This window comes from Pseudomonas sp. GYB4201 (genome assembly GCF_056312595.1).
This window is the reverse complement of sequence record NZ_JBWGIG010000019.1, coordinates 14,767-34,159: the sequence shown is the minus strand read 5'-3', so window position 1 is coordinate 34,159 and position 19,393 is coordinate 14,767. Positions and strand designations below refer to the sequence as shown.

The 19,393-nt window shown below is 54.9% G+C and carries 18 protein-coding genes and 1 pseudogene; 18 read left to right on the top strand and 1 reads right to left on the bottom strand.

Annotation, left to right across the window (positions count from 1 at the left end; all coding sequences use genetic code 11):
• Positions 1 to 26: 26 nt before the first annotated feature.
• Positions 27 to 1,445, bottom strand: coding sequence for a pyridoxal phosphate-dependent decarboxylase family protein (locus tag AC0Z2B_RS18640; RefSeq protein ID WP_476298612.1), 1,419 nt, complete (start codon positions 1,443 to 1,445; stop codon positions 27 to 29).
• Between AC0Z2B_RS18640 and AC0Z2B_RS18635 the strand changes: the two genes are divergently transcribed.
• The 18 genes and pseudogenes from AC0Z2B_RS18635 to AC0Z2B_RS18550 form a co-directional block, all read left to right on the top strand.
• The gene (locus AC0Z2B_RS18635) at positions 1,444 to 1,617 is read left to right on the top strand and encodes a hypothetical protein (RefSeq protein ID WP_476298610.1); all 174 of its coding nucleotides are present in this window, start codon (positions 1,444 to 1,446) and stop codon (positions 1,615 to 1,617) included. The two genes, AC0Z2B_RS18640 and AC0Z2B_RS18635, sit on opposite strands and share 2 nt — an antisense overlap.
• Positions 1,618 to 2,119: 502 nt before the next feature.
• On the top strand, positions 2,120 to 3,643 hold the full coding sequence (locus AC0Z2B_RS18630; protein WP_476298609.1) for a methionine--tRNA ligase: 1,524 nt from the start codon (positions 2,120 to 2,122) through the stop codon (positions 3,641 to 3,643).
• On the top strand, positions 3,640 to 4,128 hold the full coding sequence (locus AC0Z2B_RS18625) for a hypothetical protein (protein ID WP_476298607.1): 489 nt from the start codon (positions 3,640 to 3,642) through the stop codon (positions 4,126 to 4,128). The genes AC0Z2B_RS18630 and AC0Z2B_RS18625 overlap by 4 nt, the downstream gene beginning before the upstream one ends.
• A gap of 2 nt (positions 4,129 to 4,130) precedes the next feature.
• Complete coding sequence (locus tag AC0Z2B_RS18620; protein ID WP_476298605.1) at positions 4,131 to 4,598, top strand: N-acetyltransferase family protein; 468 nt, start codon at positions 4,131 to 4,133, stop codon at positions 4,596 to 4,598.
• Positions 4,599 to 4,843: 245 nt separating this feature from the next.
• Positions 4,844 to 6,481 (top strand): amino acid adenylation domain-containing protein, encoded by a 1,638-nt coding sequence (locus tag AC0Z2B_RS18615; protein WP_476298604.1) that lies wholly within the window; start codon positions 4,844 to 4,846, stop codon positions 6,479 to 6,481.
• Between the two features lie 232 nt (positions 6,482 to 6,713).
• The gene (locus AC0Z2B_RS18610; protein WP_476298602.1) at positions 6,714 to 7,091 is read left to right on the top strand and encodes a cupin domain-containing protein; all 378 of its coding nucleotides are present in this window, start codon (positions 6,714 to 6,716) and stop codon (positions 7,089 to 7,091) included.
• Between the two features lie 28 nt (positions 7,092 to 7,119).
• Positions 7,120 to 8,181 (top strand): NAD(P)/FAD-dependent oxidoreductase, encoded by a 1,062-nt coding sequence (locus AC0Z2B_RS18605; protein WP_476298600.1) that lies wholly within the window; start codon positions 7,120 to 7,122, stop codon positions 8,179 to 8,181.
• Positions 8,178 to 9,095, top strand: a complete 918-nt coding sequence (locus tag AC0Z2B_RS18600) for a type 1 periplasmic-binding domain-containing protein (RefSeq protein WP_476298598.1) — start codon at positions 8,178 to 8,180, stop codon at positions 9,093 to 9,095. The genes AC0Z2B_RS18605 and AC0Z2B_RS18600 overlap by 4 nt, the downstream gene beginning before the upstream one ends.
• Complete coding sequence (locus tag AC0Z2B_RS18595; protein ID WP_476298596.1) at positions 9,092 to 10,006, top strand: alpha/beta hydrolase fold domain-containing protein; 915 nt, start codon at positions 9,092 to 9,094, stop codon at positions 10,004 to 10,006. Before AC0Z2B_RS18600 ends, AC0Z2B_RS18595 begins: the two co-directional genes overlap by 4 nt.
• Positions 9,999 to 10,382, top strand: coding sequence for a nuclear transport factor 2 family protein (locus AC0Z2B_RS18590; protein ID WP_476298595.1), 384 nt, complete (start codon positions 9,999 to 10,001; stop codon positions 10,380 to 10,382). Before AC0Z2B_RS18595 ends, AC0Z2B_RS18590 begins: the two co-directional genes overlap by 8 nt.
• A gap of 33 nt (positions 10,383 to 10,415) precedes the next feature.
• Positions 10,416 to 11,810 (top strand): SidA/IucD/PvdA family monooxygenase, encoded by a 1,395-nt coding sequence (locus tag AC0Z2B_RS18585; protein WP_476298594.1) that lies wholly within the window; start codon positions 10,416 to 10,418, stop codon positions 11,808 to 11,810.
• A complete protein-coding gene (ectB, locus tag AC0Z2B_RS18580) occupies positions 11,807 to 13,129 on the top strand; it encodes a diaminobutyrate--2-oxoglutarate transaminase (RefSeq protein ID WP_476298592.1) in 1,323 nt (440 codons plus the stop codon). The genes AC0Z2B_RS18585 and ectB overlap by 4 nt, the downstream gene beginning before the upstream one ends.
• Before the next feature lie 172 nt (positions 13,130 to 13,301).
• Entirely contained in the window at positions 13,302 to 14,954 is a 1,653-nt protein-coding gene (locus tag AC0Z2B_RS18575; protein ID WP_476298590.1) for an AMP-binding protein, read from the top strand.
• Positions 14,945 to 15,658 (top strand): rhodanese-like domain-containing protein, encoded by a 714-nt coding sequence (locus AC0Z2B_RS18570; protein ID WP_476298588.1) that lies wholly within the window; start codon positions 14,945 to 14,947, stop codon positions 15,656 to 15,658. Before AC0Z2B_RS18575 ends, AC0Z2B_RS18570 begins: the two co-directional genes overlap by 10 nt.
• A 27-nt stretch (positions 15,659 to 15,685) precedes the next feature.
• Entirely contained in the window at positions 15,686 to 17,005 is a 1,320-nt protein-coding gene (locus tag AC0Z2B_RS18565) for an NAD(P)/FAD-dependent oxidoreductase (RefSeq protein WP_476298586.1), read from the top strand.
• A 12-nt stretch (positions 17,006 to 17,017) separates the two neighbouring features.
• A complete protein-coding gene (locus AC0Z2B_RS18560; RefSeq protein ID WP_476298585.1) occupies positions 17,018 to 18,019 on the top strand; it encodes a DMT family transporter in 1,002 nt (333 codons plus the stop codon).
• Between the two features lie 326 nt (positions 18,020 to 18,345).
• Complete coding sequence (locus tag AC0Z2B_RS18555; RefSeq protein WP_476298584.1) at positions 18,346 to 18,981, top strand: hypothetical protein; 636 nt, start codon at positions 18,346 to 18,348, stop codon at positions 18,979 to 18,981.
• A gap of 194 nt (positions 18,982 to 19,175) precedes the next feature.
• Positions 19,176 to 19,382, top strand: a pseudogene (locus AC0Z2B_RS18550) (ATP-binding protein); the annotation flags it as partial.
• Positions 19,383 to 19,393: the final 11 nt, after the last annotated feature.

The following is a 19,393-nucleotide window of genomic DNA, read 5'->3' as shown; positions in this document are numbered from 1 at the left end:
TCCTTGTGAGGGTGATCAAGAAGCGACTAAACGGTGGCAAGAATTTCAGCGCAGCTCTCCAGCGCTACCGTTATCCGCTCAATGTCATGCGTATCGGTCATCCAATTACTGATACAGAGCCGTAGCGCGAAGGTACCGTTGTAAACCGTTGGCGTGATATACAATTCGCCGCTGTTATTAAGACGTCGCAACACTCTTCTATTGAGTTGTTCGCATTCTTGAGGTTTGTCTTCACTGCAATGGCGAAACACCAGCAGGTTAAGCCGCACCTCACATAGCAATTCATAATGGCGACTGGCGTTGATCCATCGGGCAATACGCTGGATGTAGTCGCAGTGGCGCGTGATCATGTCGCGGTAGCCGCTCCTTCCATACGCCATCAGTGTCATCCACACGGGAAGGGCACGATAGCGTCGCGACTGTTCAATGCCGCGATTCATGAATGCGGGTAAATCGCCCTCCATCGGAACATAGGGGGCGTCAGCGCCGAAGGCACGTTCTTGCAGCGCGATGTGGCGGCTTAATGCAATACCGCAGTCGTAGGGTACATTGAGCCATTTATGCGCATCCGCCGTAATGGAGTCAGCCAGTTCCAAACCCCCGGCCCAATGTGCATACGTAGGGGAGCAGCGTGCGAACGCGCCGAAAGCTGCGTCGACGTGCAACCAGGCGCCATGCTGCTGGCACAGCTGCGAAATGGCGATCAAGTTGTCAAAGTCGCCGGTGTTGACGGTACCAGCGCTGGCGACAACCACTCGGCCCTGGGTCGGGCACATCTCCAGGGCTTGCTGTAGCGCTTGCAAGTCGTACACTTCGCGTTCTGGCAGACAAGTAACCTTGACGATGTTGCGCTGCCCCAGTCCCAGTACGCCCAAGCCTTTGATGATGCTCGAATGGGGGGCGGCAGTGAACACTGTAATAGGACCTGCGGCGTGTAAACCCTCTTGGGCGATGCTGACGCCTTCACGTTCGCCGCACCATTCCCGGGCTGTCGCGAGGCCGACGAGGTTGGCGGCCGTTGCCCCGGTCGTCAGCAGCCCTTGGAACAGACCGGCGGGGAGATCCAGCAGGTCAGTGATGAAGGCCAGGGCTTGCGCCTCTATATAGGCGGCAATGGAGTGCCGCTCTGTCGCCACGTTCTGGTCCAATATCGATACAAGCCAGTCACCAGCCAATGCTGCGGGGGTTGTTCCCCCAGTCACGAACCCCAAGTAGCGCGGTCCGGTGCTACGCGCGTGGCAGGCCCCATAGTGCTCCCAATAGAAGGTCAGGGCTGCCAGGCTGCCAATGCCAGTCTCGGGAAGTTGTGGATGAGTCGATCGAACCCTTGTGCGGGTATCGACGACTTTGGCGCTATGGGTATCAGCAATAAACTGAAGCGAGAGACGGCACACTTCCGCCAGCAGATCGGCGGACAGCACGTCACTGTGCAAGACGTCGCGCATGGTGAAAATCCTTTTCCGGCAAGTCGGTAATGCCGAGCTGGCTGGAATATCCTTATTACGTTTAGGTATTACGTGGGCAGCAATCTACACCACCTTTTACAACACAGCAATATTGGATCCTGGTCTTTTTTACACGGTTGGAATGCAGAAGCTGTTGCCGGACGCGGATTGAAAAGAGTCGTGCGATATAAAGAGGCGCGCCGTATCGGAAATGCATCATTTTAGTGCGTTAACGAGTGGATGCATAAGCGCTATTGGCCGTTCGCTCGCGCCATTCAATGCCTAATTGTGTTTTTTGTGATACATCTATATTAGGTGACGCTTGGATATGAATCAGCTAAACAATCGAGTCGTGCGAGTGAATGAAGGTTGGTCGCGTTTGTCTTAGTGGTTCCTGCTTCTCCGGGAGCTCAGGGTGTTGGTTGCACAGGGGGCTTCGTACAAACGCTTACACCGTTAAGAGCGAATGTCTTACAAAAAATGACGACATTTGACCATTGTGTGATTGCTTCGAACATTTCTAAATTCTTGCGGCTATTACAGCGCCAGATGCGCTTAGAATCACGACGTTCTTGCGAGGCTGTATTGGAAACTGCAAAAGGAAACTTGGTGTGCATCAGTAAAGGCCGTTAAGATGGCTGCGGTACAGAAGTGCCATTCCATGTTGGATAAGTTTGGCGAGTGTTCGATTACATCAGCTGAAGCGAGATAAAATGAAAAGGAAATTCATTGTCACGATTACCCCGCCGACTCCCAACGGCGACTTGCATCTGGGCCACCTCTCTGGCCCCTTCCTCGCCGCCGATGTCTGCGCCAGGATGTTGAAACAACAAGGGCATGATGTACTGCTGCTGTGCTACTCCGACGACTACCAAAGTTATATGTTGCGAAAAGCACGTCAGCTACGGCGCGATCGATTTGTGCTCGGAAAGCTCAATAGCAAACAAATCCAACTTTCCCTCGAAATGATCAACATTGAATGCGATCGTTTTCTGCAGGCCGCCGAAAGTAATGCATTCGCAGAAAGCGCGAATCACTACTATCAGCTCGTCAAGCAGGCCGGGCAGTTGCAGAAGAAAGCGACCAAAGTCTTCCACTGCAGTTCCTGCTGCGTCTATGGCTACGAAGGCCTCGGTCGCACGCACTGCAATTGGTGCGGCGCCTCTTCCGATGCAAGCCAGTGCGAGGAATGCGCGCGCGCGCCGGATATCGATTGTATTGACCACATGACCTGCATGATTTGCCAGCGTCAAATGGAGCCGAGTACGGTCGAACGCTGGGTTTGGCAGCTTGGGAAGAATTTCCCGAATTTGCGTGAGCACTACCAGCATGCTCCTATGCGCCCGGCATTGCGCACCTACCTCGATGAAATGCTGGTCGACGAAAACACGACTTGGGGCATTACACGTCCAGGCGACGCCGGCCTTCAGCTTGACAACGTTGAGGAGTTGCTTGGACAGCCTATCCACACCTGGTTCATGGGGTTATCAGGTTATCGGGCAACGTTGAAGGAATACCTTGAAGGTCAGTCCGATTGCGGACAATTTTCCGACTGGTGGAACAAGGATACGCAATTGGTTCACTTCCTGGGGTTTGACTGCTCTTATAGTCACGCGCTCGGTTACGCGGCCTTGCAGTGTATAGACCAGGAGGCGCCTAAGCCAGGCGTCTGTCTGACCAACCAGTTTCTGAAGCTGGACGGCGAAGATTTTTCGACCAGTCGCGGCCATGCAGTATGGATCAGAGAGCTTGTTGGTCAGCATCCTGCCGACTCGATTCGACTGTTCACCGCCATCTGCGCACCAGAAAATGCGACCGAAAATTTTGATCGCGCCGAGTTCGAGCAGTGGCGCTGCGAGGTGTATGACCGCATCGTCGATTCCTATCACTGCGATTTCTCGCAAGCTTTCGTCAGCAGTGGCGATCTTGTCGAATATCAAGCTCCCGACATCGAAGCTGCTCATCAAAAATGGCAGGCCGCTGCATCGCTCGAGGAGTTTTCGATCTCGAACATGGCAATCAACGCCTTGGGCGTATTCGAAACACTCGCCTCTAATGACAGCTTGGCACTAAGGCGGTGCTACTGGGCTCTGTTCGCTGACATGATAGGCCCGTTGTGCCCCGATATGATGCTCGAACTCAAGACGCTGCTTCACGCACCAGTTGTGCAGGCGGATCGTCAGTTGGAGCCTGCATGAACACGATGAAGTATGTGCCGCGGCTTGTCCAATCGTATCCGGTTGTGTCAGCCAATGAGCGGAAATACAAGGTCTATGGCGTATTTTCGGACTCCAATAAAGTTGCCTGGTTTCCTACTCAGGATGAATTGGTATCTCGCATCGCCGAGGTGACTGAAGCTCCGGCAGAACCTGCCGATCATGGGCTCGGTTTTGCGATCGTCCATTTTGCCCTCGACGGAGACTATCTCTTGCTGAGTCAGTGGATCGACGCAAACATGCTGCAGCACCGGGTCTATAAGTGCGTTGTCGACAGTCGCAAGTTCACGAATGTCGAGTCGCTCGCGGAAACCGGAATCATCGCCTGTGTGTGGGAACTTGAAATCATGAAGTTTGAACGCGATTCTTGGGTGCGAACGATGTTGAACGACCCCCGTGGGGAAGTTCGGCAGCCAGCCGGCGATCCTGAAGCCTATCTGCAAAGCACTTATAAGGGTTGGGTGTAAGCATGGATGTCGACGTCAGATCGATAAGTAAGGCTGATCTTCCTCAGTTGCTGCGCCTATGTCGTCGTCACGCTGAATACGAGGGGGCCATTTGGCTGGAGGATGACCAGTTAGAACGCTGGGCCGAGGCATTGTTCTCCACATCCCCTGAGCTGTTCGGCTGGGTGGCAGAAGCCAACGGACGCGTGTGCGGTTTCATGACAGTCACAATAGATTATTCGACGTGGGATGCCGCGCGATTTTCTCACATGGACTGCCTGTACATTGAAGATGAATACCGAGGTTATGGTATCGGGCGGCGCTTCTTTAGCTGTCTGGACGTATTTTGCCGCAAGCGAAATATTGGCCAAGTTCAATGGCAAACTCCTCCAGACAACCAACTGGGCATCGGTTTCTACCAGCGCATGGGGGCGACCCAAAAGCCTAAGCTACGATTCTTTCGCACGGTTTCATCGAGAGATGAAGCATGATTGTCGAGCACGAATTTTTCCGGGCGGCGAAATAGATGAAAAATTTAATCACCTTTGATTGGTGGGTTGGTTGGTTGTCATTTTTCACGTTAAATCGAATAAACTATCGGTTGCTGATCAATCGATCCCCGGCCCGCAGTATCGCTATATAACGTATTTTTTATTGGGCAACCAATGACTGGGCTTTGGATAAAAGACCATCCGTGTCCATCGAGTCAATGAGACAACAAGGAAGTCCTGTACTTATGAACGTGCTTTTGCCACCCTGGTCTATTGATCCCGCATTCAAGTCGACGAAGGCGCCCGCATTGGGCGACTTGTTTTGCATGCCTGCGGGAAATTCCCCTGCCAAACCTGCGGTTTCCGACGGTACGGATGGTTACACATTTTCCGAACTCGAGCAGCACGCGCAAACGATTGCTAAGTGGCTGCAGGACCATGGCGTCGTTGCAGGCTCCCGCGTCGCCGTGCTGGCGGAGAAATCTGCGCTGATGCCAATCTTGGCCTCGGCAATCTGGAAGTGCGGCGCGGTCTATGTGCCGCTTGACGGCGCGCAACCCCAAGCTCGCCTAAGCAAGCTGCTTGAGCGACTTCAGCCGAGCATGATTATAGCGCTCCTAGAACAGCCAGCGTTGGCGCCGCAGGAGATGTGGCTCGACCGCACTTGTTTGAGGAAGCTGCTTGCCGGGCCTGCAATGCAGTTTCGTACGGTTGCACACACTGCCGGCGACCCGGCCTATATAATCTTCACGTCGGGATCGACAGGCGAGCCGAAGGGCGTAGAGATCACGGCTGATAGCTTGACGGCCTATTTCGGGAATCACAATCAGGTATTGCGGTTTACGCCGGATTCGCGTGTATTCAGCTTATCGCCCTTCCACTTCGACGTCTCCATCGAAGATACGCTGCTGCCCCTATCGCTAGGCGCATTCGTTTACCAGTTCAGGCAAATGCACGCCGGCACGATCATGCGATCGATACTGATCCGGGAAAAAATCACGCACTTGATCGCTGTATCGACGTTGCTTACCTTGATTACCGAAGAAGGCAAGCACATTACGCCGGAAAATTTCGCGCATATTGAAATGGTCATGACCGGAGCCGAGGTTTGCGATCCAGGGGTGATTAATCTTTGGAAGTCGCGTTTGCCGAACATCCGCATCATCAATGCCTATGGCCCGACTGAGGCAACCATTGTTTGCCTGACACATCAGATTGACGTCATCGACAACGAACGAAAGACGGCCTACCCGATTGGCAAGCCGTTGCGCGGCGTGGTCATCAAGATCATGTCGGCGGGCAAGGAAGTGCATGAGCCGGGCGAAAACGGCGAGTTGTGGGTCGGTGGTAAGCAGGTAATGCGTGGTTATTTTGATCAACCGGACGAAAACGAACGTGTTATCGTGGCGGTGGACGGCATTCGTTATTACCGGACTGGCGACATCTGCTGTTTTGATGAGCACGGCAATGTCGTGTTTCAAGGGCGGAATGATGACGAGGTCAAAATCAACGGGCGTCGCATTCATTTAGGAGAAATCCGGCAGTTAGCATTGACTTATCCAGGCATCGAACGTGCAGCGGTCTCCGTCATCCATAAAAATAACCGCGACTGCATCGCCCTGGTCGTAATGACGGCGAGCTTACAGATAGCCTTGGATGCAGAGCGGTATCTTCATCAGCAACTTCCAAATTACATGCACCCAAATTTGTTCGCGTGGTCACCAACGCTGTCGATAAGTTCGTCTGGAAAGACTGACGAACGTGTCCTCATTAGTCGTTTAAAAGAGGCGGCAAAACTGTCAGGTTCGACCCATTTTGCTCTTTCCAATCGTAGTGTATTCGAACCCATTATGCAGGCGCAGCAGCGCGCAGAATTGACTTAACTCTTCAAAAAGTACACCTGTTCGAGATGATAGTGCGTCTGATGAGTTTCGGTCAAAATTGGTTCATCAATCAAAGTGGAAAGCTCGGTGTGAGGGGGGAGTCGAGTCGTGCCTGTCAAGTTCGGCGGCATGGGCTTCTAATTAAGCGAATTTACCAACTAGCGTGTGTCACCGTGGGTTGCATAATTTTCAATTTTACTCACATTGGTGTTTCAGAGGGATAGTTATGTTAGTGAAACGATTTTCGGATCAGACATTGATGCACGAGTACGGTTTGGCCGGTGTGCGGACATTTCCATGGATTAACGTGAACGCGCCGTTCGGATCTGGGTATTGCATTGTAGCGCCGCATAGTTCGTCGCTCGACCACGTTAACCAACCGGCCGACGAGGACGAACTCTTCATCGGCATCGAGGGCAAGGCTGTCGTCATCATCGGCGATGACGAGTTCGAAATCACACAGGGCGACCAGGTCTTTATTCCGCAAGGGCAGCGTCATTTCGTGCGCAATGACAGTGACAACCCGTTTCACTTCTACACGATCTGGTGGAATGAGGGGGGCGTTGAGTCGTTCAGCGCCGCACGCAAGTCCTCGACAGTCCATGACTAAAGTCACTCCAACCTGCGGAATACACCAGATGAAGGATGTCATTGTTGTAGGCGCAGGACTGATGGGGGCTGCATTGGCTTATCAATGCGCTCGCCTGGGTCTCGATACGATGCTGATCGAAGCTAGCTCGGCAGGTGGTGCCGGCGCCACGGCGCATTCCCGCGGTATTGTTCGCGTGTATGATCCCCATCCCAGGCTTATGGAATGGGGGGTGCGCGGCGCGCGTGAGTGGAACAATTGGACTTTGCCAGGTCCTTCGCCGTTTGTGTCTTGTGGCTTGTATTACTTCGTCAAACGGACCAACCGCGAGGCGGCGCTTGTCACGCTTTCTAAGTACGACCACGCGGACTTGCCGATTGAAGTACTTTCCGCGTCCTCGCCTGCGCTACCGGACAAGGTCAGACATCTTGTCGAGAGCGACGGCATCGTGCTGCATGAACCTCGTGCTGGATATGCTGATACTCGCCTGGCGGCTCGCATGTTCGTGCAGTCGGCCAAGGAGCACGGCGCGACGGTACTTGAAGGCAGCACGGTGTTGAAAGTGGGCTGCAACGAGGAGTCGGCAGAGGTAATGCTCGCGCATGGGGTTTTGAAGGGGCGCCGGATCGTTTTGGCAACCGGTGCTGCAACCTCATCGCTGGCGCAGGTGCCCGAATTGTTCTGCCGCTCGATTCCGCTCAGCAGTGTGCGTAGTCCCGTAGAGGCCGTTCCGCCGTATTGCATCATCGACGAATTGTCGGGCGGGTACGTACGGCCGGATGGTTCGGAGTTCCTCTTTGCTGGTGGAGCACCTCAGCATGACGCAACTCGGCACGACCAATTGTTGTTCGATTTGCCCGGTGCCGGACTATGCAATGCGGAGCTTGCACGCCATTTGACCGGTACGCGAAATACCGAATTGATGGATACGCGGCCCGGTTACGACGGCTATACCCCTGACTTCATGCCGCGTATCGGTCCGAGCCCGGATGCCGAACGGATCATTTTTGCCGCTGGCTTTTCCGGCCGCGGCGCAAAGTACATCCCGGCTGTGGCGGTTGAACTGGCACGTCAGTTGGCAGCATCGCAGGAAGCGGGAGTGCCGTCATGAGTATTCGCCTCGCCATGGTGGCCTGTCTCGATGAACAACGCTCCGTCCATACCGTCACTTTCAAGCGCGCGGTAGCGTTGTTTCAGCAGTTCTGGAATCAGGGCCGGAATGAAGGAAGCGAAGTATTGATCGAGATGTTCAATGACAACGCAGACGCAGAAACGGCCGCTCAAGTCGCTGCCGACATTGTCGCGTGGAGTCCGCGTGCGGTCATCGGTCATTTTGCTTCGGCGGCGGCAGCAGCAGCAGGGCCTATCTATTCAGCAGTAGATATACCGCTGCTTTTACCGGCAGCAACTGCTCGGCAGCTCACGCGAAGCGCCACGACATTTCGCATTTGCGATCATGACGACACCTACGTGGAAGCGATCAGCCGTTTCTGCCGGCTTCATGGCTTGCGGCTTGACGATATCAGACACGACGGGACCGTTCATGGGCAAAGCGTAGCCAATGCGTTGCGGTGCCAGGCACCAGTATCAGAGGAAGGGCGGAGTTGCATTCTGTTCAGCGGCAGCTTCAAGCGCTCAATCGAATTCATGGCCGAGTCCGGCAGCAACAAGCGGACCTTGCTGTTGACCGACGATGCCCTGGCGCCGGAGATCCTCGCTCCAGCACAGGCTTATGGCAGCGACGTGTTCATCATTGGTCTGGTTCCCAACCCTCAGGGCCGGGATGCTGAACAACTGCGCAAGGCTTATCAAGCGGCATACGGTGCTGAACCAGGATGCTATTTCTGGGAAACTATTGCAGCGATGCAGATCGCGGTAGAAGCATGCGGGGAAAGCCTTCAACAGAAGACCTGGAACACTGTGCTTGGCGTACTGCGTTTCGATGAAGAGCGAGAGTGCTCACCGGCCAATTGTGTGGCTTATCGGGTAACTCCTGCCGGCGGCTTCGAGGAGTGCAGATTTTGAATCGTTTGCATCCTGAGTTCCGAGCGCTCGCGGCAGCGCGCATGATTATCGGCGGTGGGCGACCTGCCATCAGCATCATGGAAGACCGTGCCAATGCGCAACGGTGGATTAAGCGATTCGCCAGCGGGGAAATAGAAGCTGGCGCGCAAATCGTCCATGGCGAGCATGCGACAGTCATCCACCCTGTATCTGTTGACGGCCCGTCGCAAAAAGCAAACATCCGGGTATTCTATATCCACGGCGGCGGTATGGTCTATTACAACACCGCCGTTTTCACCCCGCTGCTGCAATTCTGGGCCAACACGCTGGGAACGCCGATTGAAGCATTCGATTATCAAAAGGCGCCCGAGCATACGATGGAACAATCCATCTCAGGCTTGATCAGGTGTATAGACGCCCAGTTGGACGACGACGGTCGACCGATTGTACTGGCCGGCGACAGCGTCGGAGCTCTACTTGCCTTATACATTGCGATACGTCATCGTCCCGGCCGCTTCGCCAAGCTGTTACTGATTTATCCAGTGCTGGAGTTGCAGTCGGAACATCCTTCCTACGAGGAGTTCGGCAAAGGATATTTCCTCGATGCGAGCGCGATGCGACGCTTCAGAGAATTCCTACTGCCTTATTTCCAGGCGCATGAGTTTAATCCGTTCAAACTCAGCGCGCAGGAGCGTCATGCGCTCGCGCCCTGCACGTTGATCACTTCCGGCTGCGATGTACTGCGCGACGAAGGATTGTATTGGAAGGTCACGATGGAGAACAACGATGTTGCTGTCCGACATTGCCACTTCGACGACCTACCCCATGACTTCTGTCTCTACGCTGGCAAACTCGAGGCCGCTAGAAGCGCAGTCAGGCACATTCTGTCGACCCTTTATGCCACTGAGACTATCGAGGAAAAAAATGAATAGGGCGCTTGAGGTAGACTTGGAAAAATATTATCGATCCATTCTGGAGGATATCGTCGACGTATTTAACAAAATGGAGTTGTCGTCGATTATGTCCTGTTTTACAGATGATGTCGTTGTTCGATATAACGAGCATGTCATCACTGGTGCAGATAATTTATACGCGTTTCTGCTGGAGCGTTACGCAGACTTAGCTGAGTATAAGCTTGAAAAAACGCTGCGAGTATTTTCGGCAGATGTGGCGGGTGTAGAGGTCGTTGCCCGGTACACCAAGAAATCGAGCGGTGAACGAGTGATAGTTAGAATCCATGAATTCCTTGAGTTCGAAGGCCGCAAGATAAAGCGCTGGGATTATGTCGGGCACGTCGCCGTCGCATGAAAGAACCATCAACACAGGGATGTAGAGAAGCTTATGCAAATTTACGATATTGTTGGGGTCGGCTTTGGGCCAGCAAACATCGCTTTGGCGATTGCTCTTGAAGAGTATCAATTCTCCGGTTCGAGGCTGTTTCTAGAGCGGCGCGCAGGTCCGACTTGGCAACCAGAAATGCTATTGCCTGGATCTGATATTCAGAACCACCCTTGCCGCGACCTTGTGACACCACGCAACCCGCGTAGCCGCTACACTTTCATGAATTTTCTAGTAGAAAACGATCGTTTGTTCGACCACCTCAATCTGGGCCTGGAGTTTCCACTACGCTATGAATATGCCCAGTACGTTTCGTGGGTTGCAGATTTCTTCTCCAAGGATGTGCGCTACGGTACAGCAGTTGAATCACTTCGGTTGGATCCGTACGATCCCAACCTGTTTCTCGTAACGACGGAAGCTGGCGAATCGATTAGGGCGCGCAGCGTGATCGTCGCGCCAGGCCGCACACCCCTGGTCCCGGCTCTATTCGTCGGTTTCGATCCAGCCAAGGTATTTCACCTTACCGAATTCAATCATCGCCTGGAGACATTGGGGAAGGTTGCTCCTCTGCAGCATATCGCCGTCATCGGCGGAAGCCAAAGCGCGGCGGAGCTCGTTCTGCATCTGCGCGACCGGTGCCCGGATGCACAGATAAGCAACGTGATGCGTGCCTATGGCTACCGCTTGAAGGACACTAGCCAATTCAGCGAGCACGTGTATTTTCCGGAGTTTGTTGACTATTACTACAACCTGCCGGGCGATGGAAAGAAGCGTATCAACCAACATCTGCATTACACCAACTACTCGTCGGTCGACAAGGATGTGATCACCAGCCTGTACGCCAGGATCTATGAAGACCGGTTGCGCCATGCTGAACGCATTCGCATGGCCTCCTCAAGCGAAATCCTGTCCTGCGACCTCCAGGATGGAGCGGAGGGGCTTTTGCAGCTTGAAGTCAAAGAGCTAAACACAGGCGCCGTACAGAAAATCGAAAACATTGATGCCATCGTGCTCGCCACTGGTTTTCGCAATTTGGGCGTTGACGAGGGTGAGGAGAGTTGCCCGCCGATCCTGAAAGATTTGCATGAGTATTTGACTGTCACCCAGGACGGAATACTGCATATCCAGCGAGACTACAGTTTGTCGGCACGCGACGGCCATGCGATCCCGCCGCTCTATTTGAATGGTCTGTGCGAATCTTCACACGGCTATGGCGATGCCGGCTCGTTCAGCCTGCTGGCATTGAGGGCGCGTGACATTTATGAGTCACTGTCGAAAAAACTTGGAAATTTAACCGCATCGTCACAGCTGGGCGCCCGGACGGCAGCCCAGGGACAGCGACAACCAGTGTGTCATAACGATCATGTAGCTAAGTTCACAGGAGCCGAAATGCAATGAGTATTAGCAAGGATGATAATTCGATTTTCGCTCAGCATGAATCGACAGTGCGGTCATACTGCCGCCGTTTCCCGATGGTGATCGAACGGGCATGTGCAAGCTTTTTATATGACACTAATGGTACACGGTACATCGACTTTCTGAGTTGCGCTGGTTCGGTGAACTACGGTCATAACCCGCCTGAATTGAAGGCGGATCTGCTCAAGTATCTGATGTCGGATGGTGTCCAGGCCGCGCTCGATATGCACACGGTGGCCAAGCGCGAATTTATCGATACCTTTTCCCAAACTATACTCACGCCGAGACACATGGACTACCGGCTTCAGTTCACCGGGCCGACGGGTACCAGCGTTATCGAATCGGCCGTCAAGTTGTCGCGTAAGGTCACAGGGCGGCACAATGTAGTTGCGTTCACCAATGGCTTTCATGGTATGTCCGGAACGTCGCTCGGCCTGACCGGCAATCGCTACCATCGACAGCAGGTCCAAGACCCCCACGTGACGAGAATTCCCTATGATGGATATCTTCCGGGCGATGGTGACAGTATTGCCTACCTGCGCAAACTACTTCTGGATAATGGCTCGGGTATCGACATACCTGCAGCGGTGGTGCTGGAAACGGTCCAAGGCGAGGGGGGGATCAATGTTGCCTCGGCGCAGTGGTTACGAGACTTGCGCGCGTTGACCAGCGAGTATGGCATTTTGCTGATCATCGACGATATCCAGGCAGGTTGCGGACGTACTGGTCAATTCTTCAGTTTCGAATTCGCCGACATACAGCCCGATTTGGTATGTCTATCGAAGTCGTTGAGCGGTTTCGGGTTGCCGTTTTCCCTGTTGCTGATTGCACCGCAGCACGATAAATGGCAACCGGCAGAAGACAATGGCACGTTCCGCGGCAACAACCTTGCGTTTGTGTCCGCGACCGCCGCGCTGAGGCTTTTCTGGTCCGATCAAAACTTGCAGCGGGATATCCAGCGGCGTGAAAAGATGGTGCGAGCTGTTTTGCACCGGTTGGCTGAGCAATTCCCACACGTCATCGAAGACGTGCGCGGACGAGGCTTGTTCTACGGCATCGAATTTGTCGACCCCAATATGGCCGATAGCATTGCGCAAGAATGCCTGCGCCAGCATTTGATCATCGAACGGTGCGGCGGCGAAGACCAGGTGCTCAAGCTAATGCCAGCGCTGACCATTGATGACGTCATATTGTCAGCGGGGCTGGAGATCATCGCGAATGCCGTTGCCACCTGCGTCAAGCGGGGGGAAGGATCGATCGAAGTTCAACGTCGCGATACCGCAGTTTTGGCGACGACGTAGCACTACCGTGAACCCGTGATCATTGGGGTTCCGACTTAGCGCCCAGTTCACAGTTTACCCAACGTGCGCGACATTTCTCGAGATGCCCGAAATTAGATTCTTAATTCGCATCAACGTTCTGGCGCGATGGATAAACGTGAGTTGGGTTTTACTCAAGGAAGGGAATAATTGAATGGATATTGCAGTCGACACTCAATCAATCTCTATGCCGCCATGGTCGGTTGATCATGAGAGTAGGTCCGGTGCGGCACCCGCCATCGGGGATTTGCTGGTGGCCGCAGCGCTCAAGTGGCCGGAGCGCACGGGGGTGAACGATGGCGAGAGCAGCTTTACCTTTGCCGAGCTGGAGCGGGGTGCCAGGACTGTCGCGGACTGGTTGGCTCGGCACGGGGTAAGAGCCGGGGATCGGGTAGTGGTGCTGGCCGAGAAACGAGCGGTGATGCCCCTCCTTGCTGCGGCAGTTTGGAAGTGCGGTGCCGTCTACGTCCCGCTTGATGCAACTGAGCCGGCGGCTCGTCTGCGCCAATTGGTCACCCGCCTAGACCCGGTGGCTGTGATTACCTTGGGTGATCAGGATCCAGGGATCTCAGTTGCCCGCCTCTTGAACGCAGATGATCTGGCTTCGCTTTTGGCCGGACCAGCGGTGGACCACGTAACCGTGGCCCATCAGCCGGACGAGGTTGCGTACATCATCTTCGCCTCCAGCTCAAGCGGCGAGCCTCAAGGCATTGAGGTAGATGTAGCCTCTCTGTTTACTTACTTCTGCAACCACAATCAGGTGCTTCGCTTTACTTCGAAGTCCCGTGTACTGAGCCTGTCACCTTTCAACGTTGACGTCTCGCTTCAGGACACCTTGCTGCCCTTGTCATTGGGCGGTTACGTCTTCCAGTTCCGAAACCTGGCCGCCGGGGCCGTTATACGTGCCGTGCTCGGCCGCGAACGGATCACTCATTTGGTCGCTGTATCGATGCTCCTTGCCATGATCACCGGGGATGGGCAGCAGCTGACCCGGGCCAAACTCCCAGACTTGGAGACGGTGATGACGGGTGCCCAAGCTTGCAACCCAGCGGTTGTTCGAATCTGGCGGGATCAGTTGCCGCAGATCCGGCTCCTGCACGCCTATGGTCCTCCAGAGACGACGATTTTCAGCGTGATCAGGGAGATTGGGCAGGTGGGCGAAGGTTCTGAAACTGCCTACTTGATAGGCCGTCCGCTGCCTGGCACGACCGTGAAAATAATGAAGGACGGGAATGAGCAGTGCCAACCTGGTACTGAGGGCGAGCTGTGGATCGGTGGTAAGCAAGTGATGCGCAGCTACTTTGATCGGCCAACCGAGACTGCGCGCCACGTCGTCAGCCTAGGGGGAACTCGTTACTTCCGTACGGGGGATATTTTCAGTTACGCCGCGGATGGCGAACTTGTGTTTCATCGCCACGACGACGGCGAGATCGTGTGGCTTGCCGGCCGACGCACTCACCTGAGTGAGGTCCGACGTGCCGCTCTGGACTGTTCTGATGTGGAGGGGGCGGTCGCCGGCGTTGTCAGGCGCGCGGCCCGGGATCTTGTCGTTCTTGTAGTCCTGTCCCAGCAGCCTCGGGTGGTAGCCGAAGTAGAGAAATATCTTCACGCCGTACTGCCAGGCTATATGCGCCCGACAGTCTTCGCCTGGGGGCCCGTCGGATCGGTTGCAGGCCTGCTTCCCTTCGAGGGGCGTGATTTGATCAAGCAGGTCAGTGCTGCGGTGCAGCAGTCTAACGTTAACCATTTTGTATTGTTGGCAGACGGGACCGTCGAGCCGTTTGAAGAGGTGCAACCATGTCAGTAGCAGTCAAGCAAAGCGTTACCAAATACCTGGAGGAAGCACTTGGTAGGCCGGTGGACATCCACCAGTACACTGATGACACCTCACTCAATACACTGGGATTGGATTCTCTCCTTACGGTTGGCGTGATGGTCTCGCTGCTGGAAGATAGTAGCGTTGACATAGGCGAATACGCGGACTCCTTGGTAGCTCCGAGCACTCTGGGCGACCTGTTCGATATCGCCAAGCGATTTATGCCGGACGGAGAGCCTGCAGAGCACGGAGAGGAGATGTCGCGAGAACGGCGTAGCCAGTTGGAATTCTACCAAGAAAAACTGGCATACGAGATCGACTCGGCTGATCTAGAGGCGGCCCTCGCGAGCGGCCAGGATCTGGTCGTGGTAGATGGTCGCAGCAGTGAAGCCTACGAGGTGGAGCACATCCCCGGCGCGATCAGCATCCCGCACCGGTCGATCTCCCAGGACTCGCTATCCGGCCTGAGCAAGTCACCCTTGTACGTAGCTTACTGCGATGGCATCGGCTGTAACGCTTCGACAAAGGCGGCGATCAAGTTGGCGTCCGCCGGCTTCCGGGTCAAGGAGCTGATTGGAGGATTGGATTGGTGGAAGCGGGACGGGCACGCCACTGATGGCACCGCAGGCCAAACCCATAGTCAACACGTCGACTGCGGATGCGCCGACGGAGCTCAGGGTTCTGAACAACTTTAATTTTGGCAGAAGAAGGGAAGCAAATTAATGAGCATTCTGCGTTCTGACCGCACAGAGCTCGATGTCGCAGTGGTTGGCGGCAGCATCGCTGGCATGGCCACGGCGATTCGGTTTAGCAAGATGGGTTACCGAGTCGCCGTCCTCGATAAAAAGAAACTGGCCAGCCAGCCGCACAAGCAGCTGTGCACGCACTTCATGCAGCCTCACGCGGCGCCGCTATTGAACGAGCTTGGGCTGGCGCACCTGCGCGAGGCGAATTGGTCGGTACCCACCAAGGCGGTTTTCGTCACTCCCGGCGGCTTGATCGAAGGGCCTGGGGGCTACCTGCCTGAGGTGCCGGATTCGTTCGCCCTCAATTTGGAGCGGCGTGTTCTCGATCCGGCCATGCGGGCGGCTGCGCGTGAAGAAGGTGTGCAATATCTAGACGCCACTAGCGTAGAGGGTATTGAGGAGGACGAGGAGGGGTGGACTCTCGACACGACCACTGAGGTAGGGCCCCAGCGTATCAATGCGCGGCTGGTGGTAGCTGCTGATGGGCGTCAATCGCGGTTGGCCAGGCTACTGAATAGCGAGGTCGCGCTCTACCCGAACGAGCGTGCCTGCCTATTCGGCTATTTCTCGGGGATCGAGACCCGAGAGGACAATCGCTCGGTTTTCGTTATGCACGAGCGCGACCTGGCTTGCACTTATCCGCTTGTCGAGGGTAGGACCCTGCTCGTTTTGTTCGCTGACAAGGCGCGTCTAGAGAGCTGGCACGGCACTGAAGAACGAATGCAGCGCTTTCTTGAGTACTTCAACGCTCTACCGGATGCTCCCTCGACTGCTTCCGCGGTCCCGCTGTCGAAGCTGCTGGGATACAGCGATTATCCCAGCCAGGTTCGTCAACCTGTGGTGGGCGCAGTCGCGTTTGTTGGAGACGCTGCTTTGTCTCTAGACCCAATGAGCGGGGTCGGGTGCGGCTTCGCACTGTCCTCGGCCGACTTGCTGGCCAGCTCCTTCGTTGGCCGCTCACTGGATAAAGCCGGAATCGCGAAGGGCTTGGCCGAGTATCGGCAGAAGTTCTCCGACACCATTCTCCCTCACGTGGAGGGCATCTGCGCGGACTCTCTGGTCGGACGCAACGATGCGTTCCGGCTGAAGATGTTCCAAGCCATCAGTGCCGACCCGGACCTGAGCCGCAAGTACTTGGCAATCACCGGACGAATGCTGCTGCCGTCTGAATTCCACCCAGACCTAATGCGTGGACTGACGAAGCGGGCCTTGGCTGGCCGGAGTGCAAGCGCCAGTGGCGACGTGACTTCAGTTAGATCGAAACGGCCCAGTCCAGCCCATGCAATCGATAAATAGGGAACTCTTGAAATGCGTTTGCAATTTTCGCCGATGTCCATCGGCATCCTTTGCGGTTTTAGTGCCAACCTGATTTGGGGATTGGCGTTCTTGATCCCGCTACTGTTGCCCAACTCGGACTCAGTGGCGCTTTCCTTGGGCCGATACTTGGTCTTTGGCGTGTTGTCCGCCGGAATATTAATAGTCCGGCGGAGCACGGATGTACGAGGACTGAATTGGCGGGTGTGGGGTACTGCGTTGTTGTTCGCATTCTCCGGGCACCTGGGATACTACTTCTTCCTGGTTCAGGCAATAACTCATGCTGGAGCCCCTATTGCCACGTCTATTATTGGCACACTACCGGTGACGATAGCGCTGACCGGCAACTGGATACGCAAAGAGTTCCCGTTCTCCCGACTGCTGATACCAGTCAGCTTTATTATTATTGGTTTAATTTTGGTCAACGTCATGGAGGGGCGCTGGGACAGCTCGATAAACGGCCGCTTGGATTCAGACCTGTTGATCGGTATTGCTTCGGCGCTTGTGGCACTTGCCTTGTGGACTGCGTACGCGGTGGCCAACGCAGGCTTCCTACGAAGGCACCCGGAGTTATCTTCGCGCACTTGGTCCACGCTTATGGGGGTTGGAGCGTTAGCTCTGTCCCTCCTCGCCCTACCGGTTGCCATCGGCACCGGTGCGGTGCACCTGCACCAGGGCGAGGCCGACAAATTCCTCCCCTTGCTTCTGGGCGCACTGGTGATGGGAGTACTTGTCTCCTGGGTCGGCACGTTGCTTTGGAATCGCGCCTCCGGGTTGGTGCCGATCTCGATCGCGGGGCAACTCGCAGTAATACAGACAATATCTGGGTTGGTCTATGGACTCATCTGGACGCAACGCATGCCACCGCCGCTGGAATTGCTGGGGATTCTTCTGTTGATCGGCGGTGTGCTATTGGCTATTGGGCGTACGCGCAATGTCCCTGGCACCCGCACAAGCAGAAGGCCAGATTTAAAGCCGCTGACAAAATCTATCTAGGCTCTCTCCAAAAGCGGTGAGTCAAGCTATTTCCCAACGCTGTAGTTCGAGTGATTGCATTCGTATACCCGCAAGCCGATAGTGCAGTGAATTCAGATCACCGGGCGATGAAGCCCGGTCGATCGTAAGCGAATTATGAACCCCATCTGATCAGATGGACTAAGCGCTTTACTACCGCGGGGGGGGGGCTGCGTAGCGCAGTTACGGATCGAGCTCACTAGGGGCTGTATGAAAAGCAGGTGACGGCGGGTTTTGGTGTGGGAGCTGGCTTGCCAGCGAGCTTTTGAGGCCCGAAAAGCTTTCGAACACAGCATGCTTGAGTCGGGATGCATTTCGTACAGAGCTTAGAGTGCCTTGCCAATATGCACCATATCGTGATCCAGCCTACCGAAGGAGTGACGGTTCATATGCATCCAATCATCGCGGTTGTTGTGGCCTCAGGCGCAATTGGTGCGACGGGTTACAAGCTCGTACGCCAATGCACAATTTGTCGAATGCGTCTGAAGTGGACAAGCAGTTGCCTTAGCTGCAATGCAGTGATCTGCAGCCGATGCGCGAATATGATTGAGCCAGTCGCGAGAAGCCGGACCAAGCTGCAGGCCGGTGGATACGCGTGCCCTGGATCATGTACAACCAATATAGAGGCCGTCGGCGCTGGCTTGGTAGCAAAATATGAGGCGGAGCAGGAACACTTGCGGGCGCGCCGTGATCGTATCTCAAAGGTCCGGCTCGTAAGCGTGAACTACGGAAGTGAGCAGAATCCTGAGCGGGATATCAAGCTGGTAACCGATTGGTTTACAAAGAAATCTGATGCAGAGAAATCTGCCCGCATCATTGCTGTCGAAAGCTACGACGTCGATGTTGTGTGGTACGTCAATTTCGTTTCACGGCATGGTTACGGTTTGAGTCAAAGTGGTCCAACGTACTTTTACCAAGAGTGGAGGGTGGAGGGAGAGGTCTGATCATATAAGTTCGTGCGTTACGACAAGGTTGCAGGCAGGCGGATGACGACAGATCAAGTAATGACGGATATTCCGTAGGCAATCCCTTTGAGCAATTGAACCTCGCTCGGGCCAATTTCGGCGTTCCGTTTGAGCCGCAGTATTGCGCTATGGATGATGGTATCGACTGCCCTAGCGGCCGCTGGCATTAGGGTCTGTATGAAAAAGCATGTGACGCTTGGGAGGAATTGGCTGCTCAGGGGAAGCATCGACAGCATCCTCAAAACGGCTGCTTGAGCATCTGCTCCAGCAGGTGCAGGCAGATCGCGCCGTGCGCTCCGTGAATCATCAGATGAGCATGGCCAAGCCGAGATTTGGCAGGCTTTGACTTTAGCGCTTCCAGCGCTGATGCCCGACTGGTCAGAGTTGACAG

Coding starts and splice junctions, on each gene's coding strand:
- AC0Z2B_RS18565 (WP_476298586.1), top strand. CDS start 15,686: ATGAGCATTCTGCGTTCTGACCGCACAGAGCTCGATGTCGCAGTGGTT.
- AC0Z2B_RS18570 (WP_476298588.1), top strand. CDS start 14,945: ATGTCAGTAGCAGTCAAGCAAAGCGTTACCAAATACCTGGAGGAAGCA.
- AC0Z2B_RS18625 (WP_476298607.1), top strand. CDS start 3,640: ATGAACACGATGAAGTATGTGCCGCGGCTTGTCCAATCGTATCCGGTT.
- AC0Z2B_RS18605 (WP_476298600.1), top strand. CDS start 7,120: ATGAAGGATGTCATTGTTGTAGGCGCAGGACTGATGGGGGCTGCATTG.
- AC0Z2B_RS18615 (WP_476298604.1), top strand. CDS start 4,844: ATGAACGTGCTTTTGCCACCCTGGTCTATTGATCCCGCATTCAAGTCG.
- ectB (WP_476298592.1), top strand. CDS start 11,807: ATGAGTATTAGCAAGGATGATAATTCGATTTTCGCTCAGCATGAATCG.
- AC0Z2B_RS18575 (WP_476298590.1), top strand. CDS start 13,302: ATGGATATTGCAGTCGACACTCAATCAATCTCTATGCCGCCATGGTCG.
- AC0Z2B_RS18600 (WP_476298598.1), top strand. CDS start 8,178: ATGAGTATTCGCCTCGCCATGGTGGCCTGTCTCGATGAACAACGCTCC.
- AC0Z2B_RS18620 (WP_476298605.1), top strand. CDS start 4,131: ATGGATGTCGACGTCAGATCGATAAGTAAGGCTGATCTTCCTCAGTTG.
- AC0Z2B_RS18635 (WP_476298610.1), top strand. CDS start 1,444: ATGGTGAAAATCCTTTTCCGGCAAGTCGGTAATGCCGAGCTGGCTGGA.
- AC0Z2B_RS18560 (WP_476298585.1), top strand. CDS start 17,018: ATGCGTTTGCAATTTTCGCCGATGTCCATCGGCATCCTTTGCGGTTTT.
- AC0Z2B_RS18640 (WP_476298612.1), bottom strand. CDS start 1,445: ATGCGCGACGTCTTGCACAGTGACGTGCTGTCCGCCGATCTGCTGGCG.
- AC0Z2B_RS18555 (WP_476298584.1), top strand. CDS start 18,346: ATGCATTTCGTACAGAGCTTAGAGTGCCTTGCCAATATGCACCATATC.
- AC0Z2B_RS18590 (WP_476298595.1), top strand. CDS start 9,999: ATGAATAGGGCGCTTGAGGTAGACTTGGAAAAATATTATCGATCCATT.
- AC0Z2B_RS18585 (WP_476298594.1), top strand. CDS start 10,416: ATGCAAATTTACGATATTGTTGGGGTCGGCTTTGGGCCAGCAAACATC.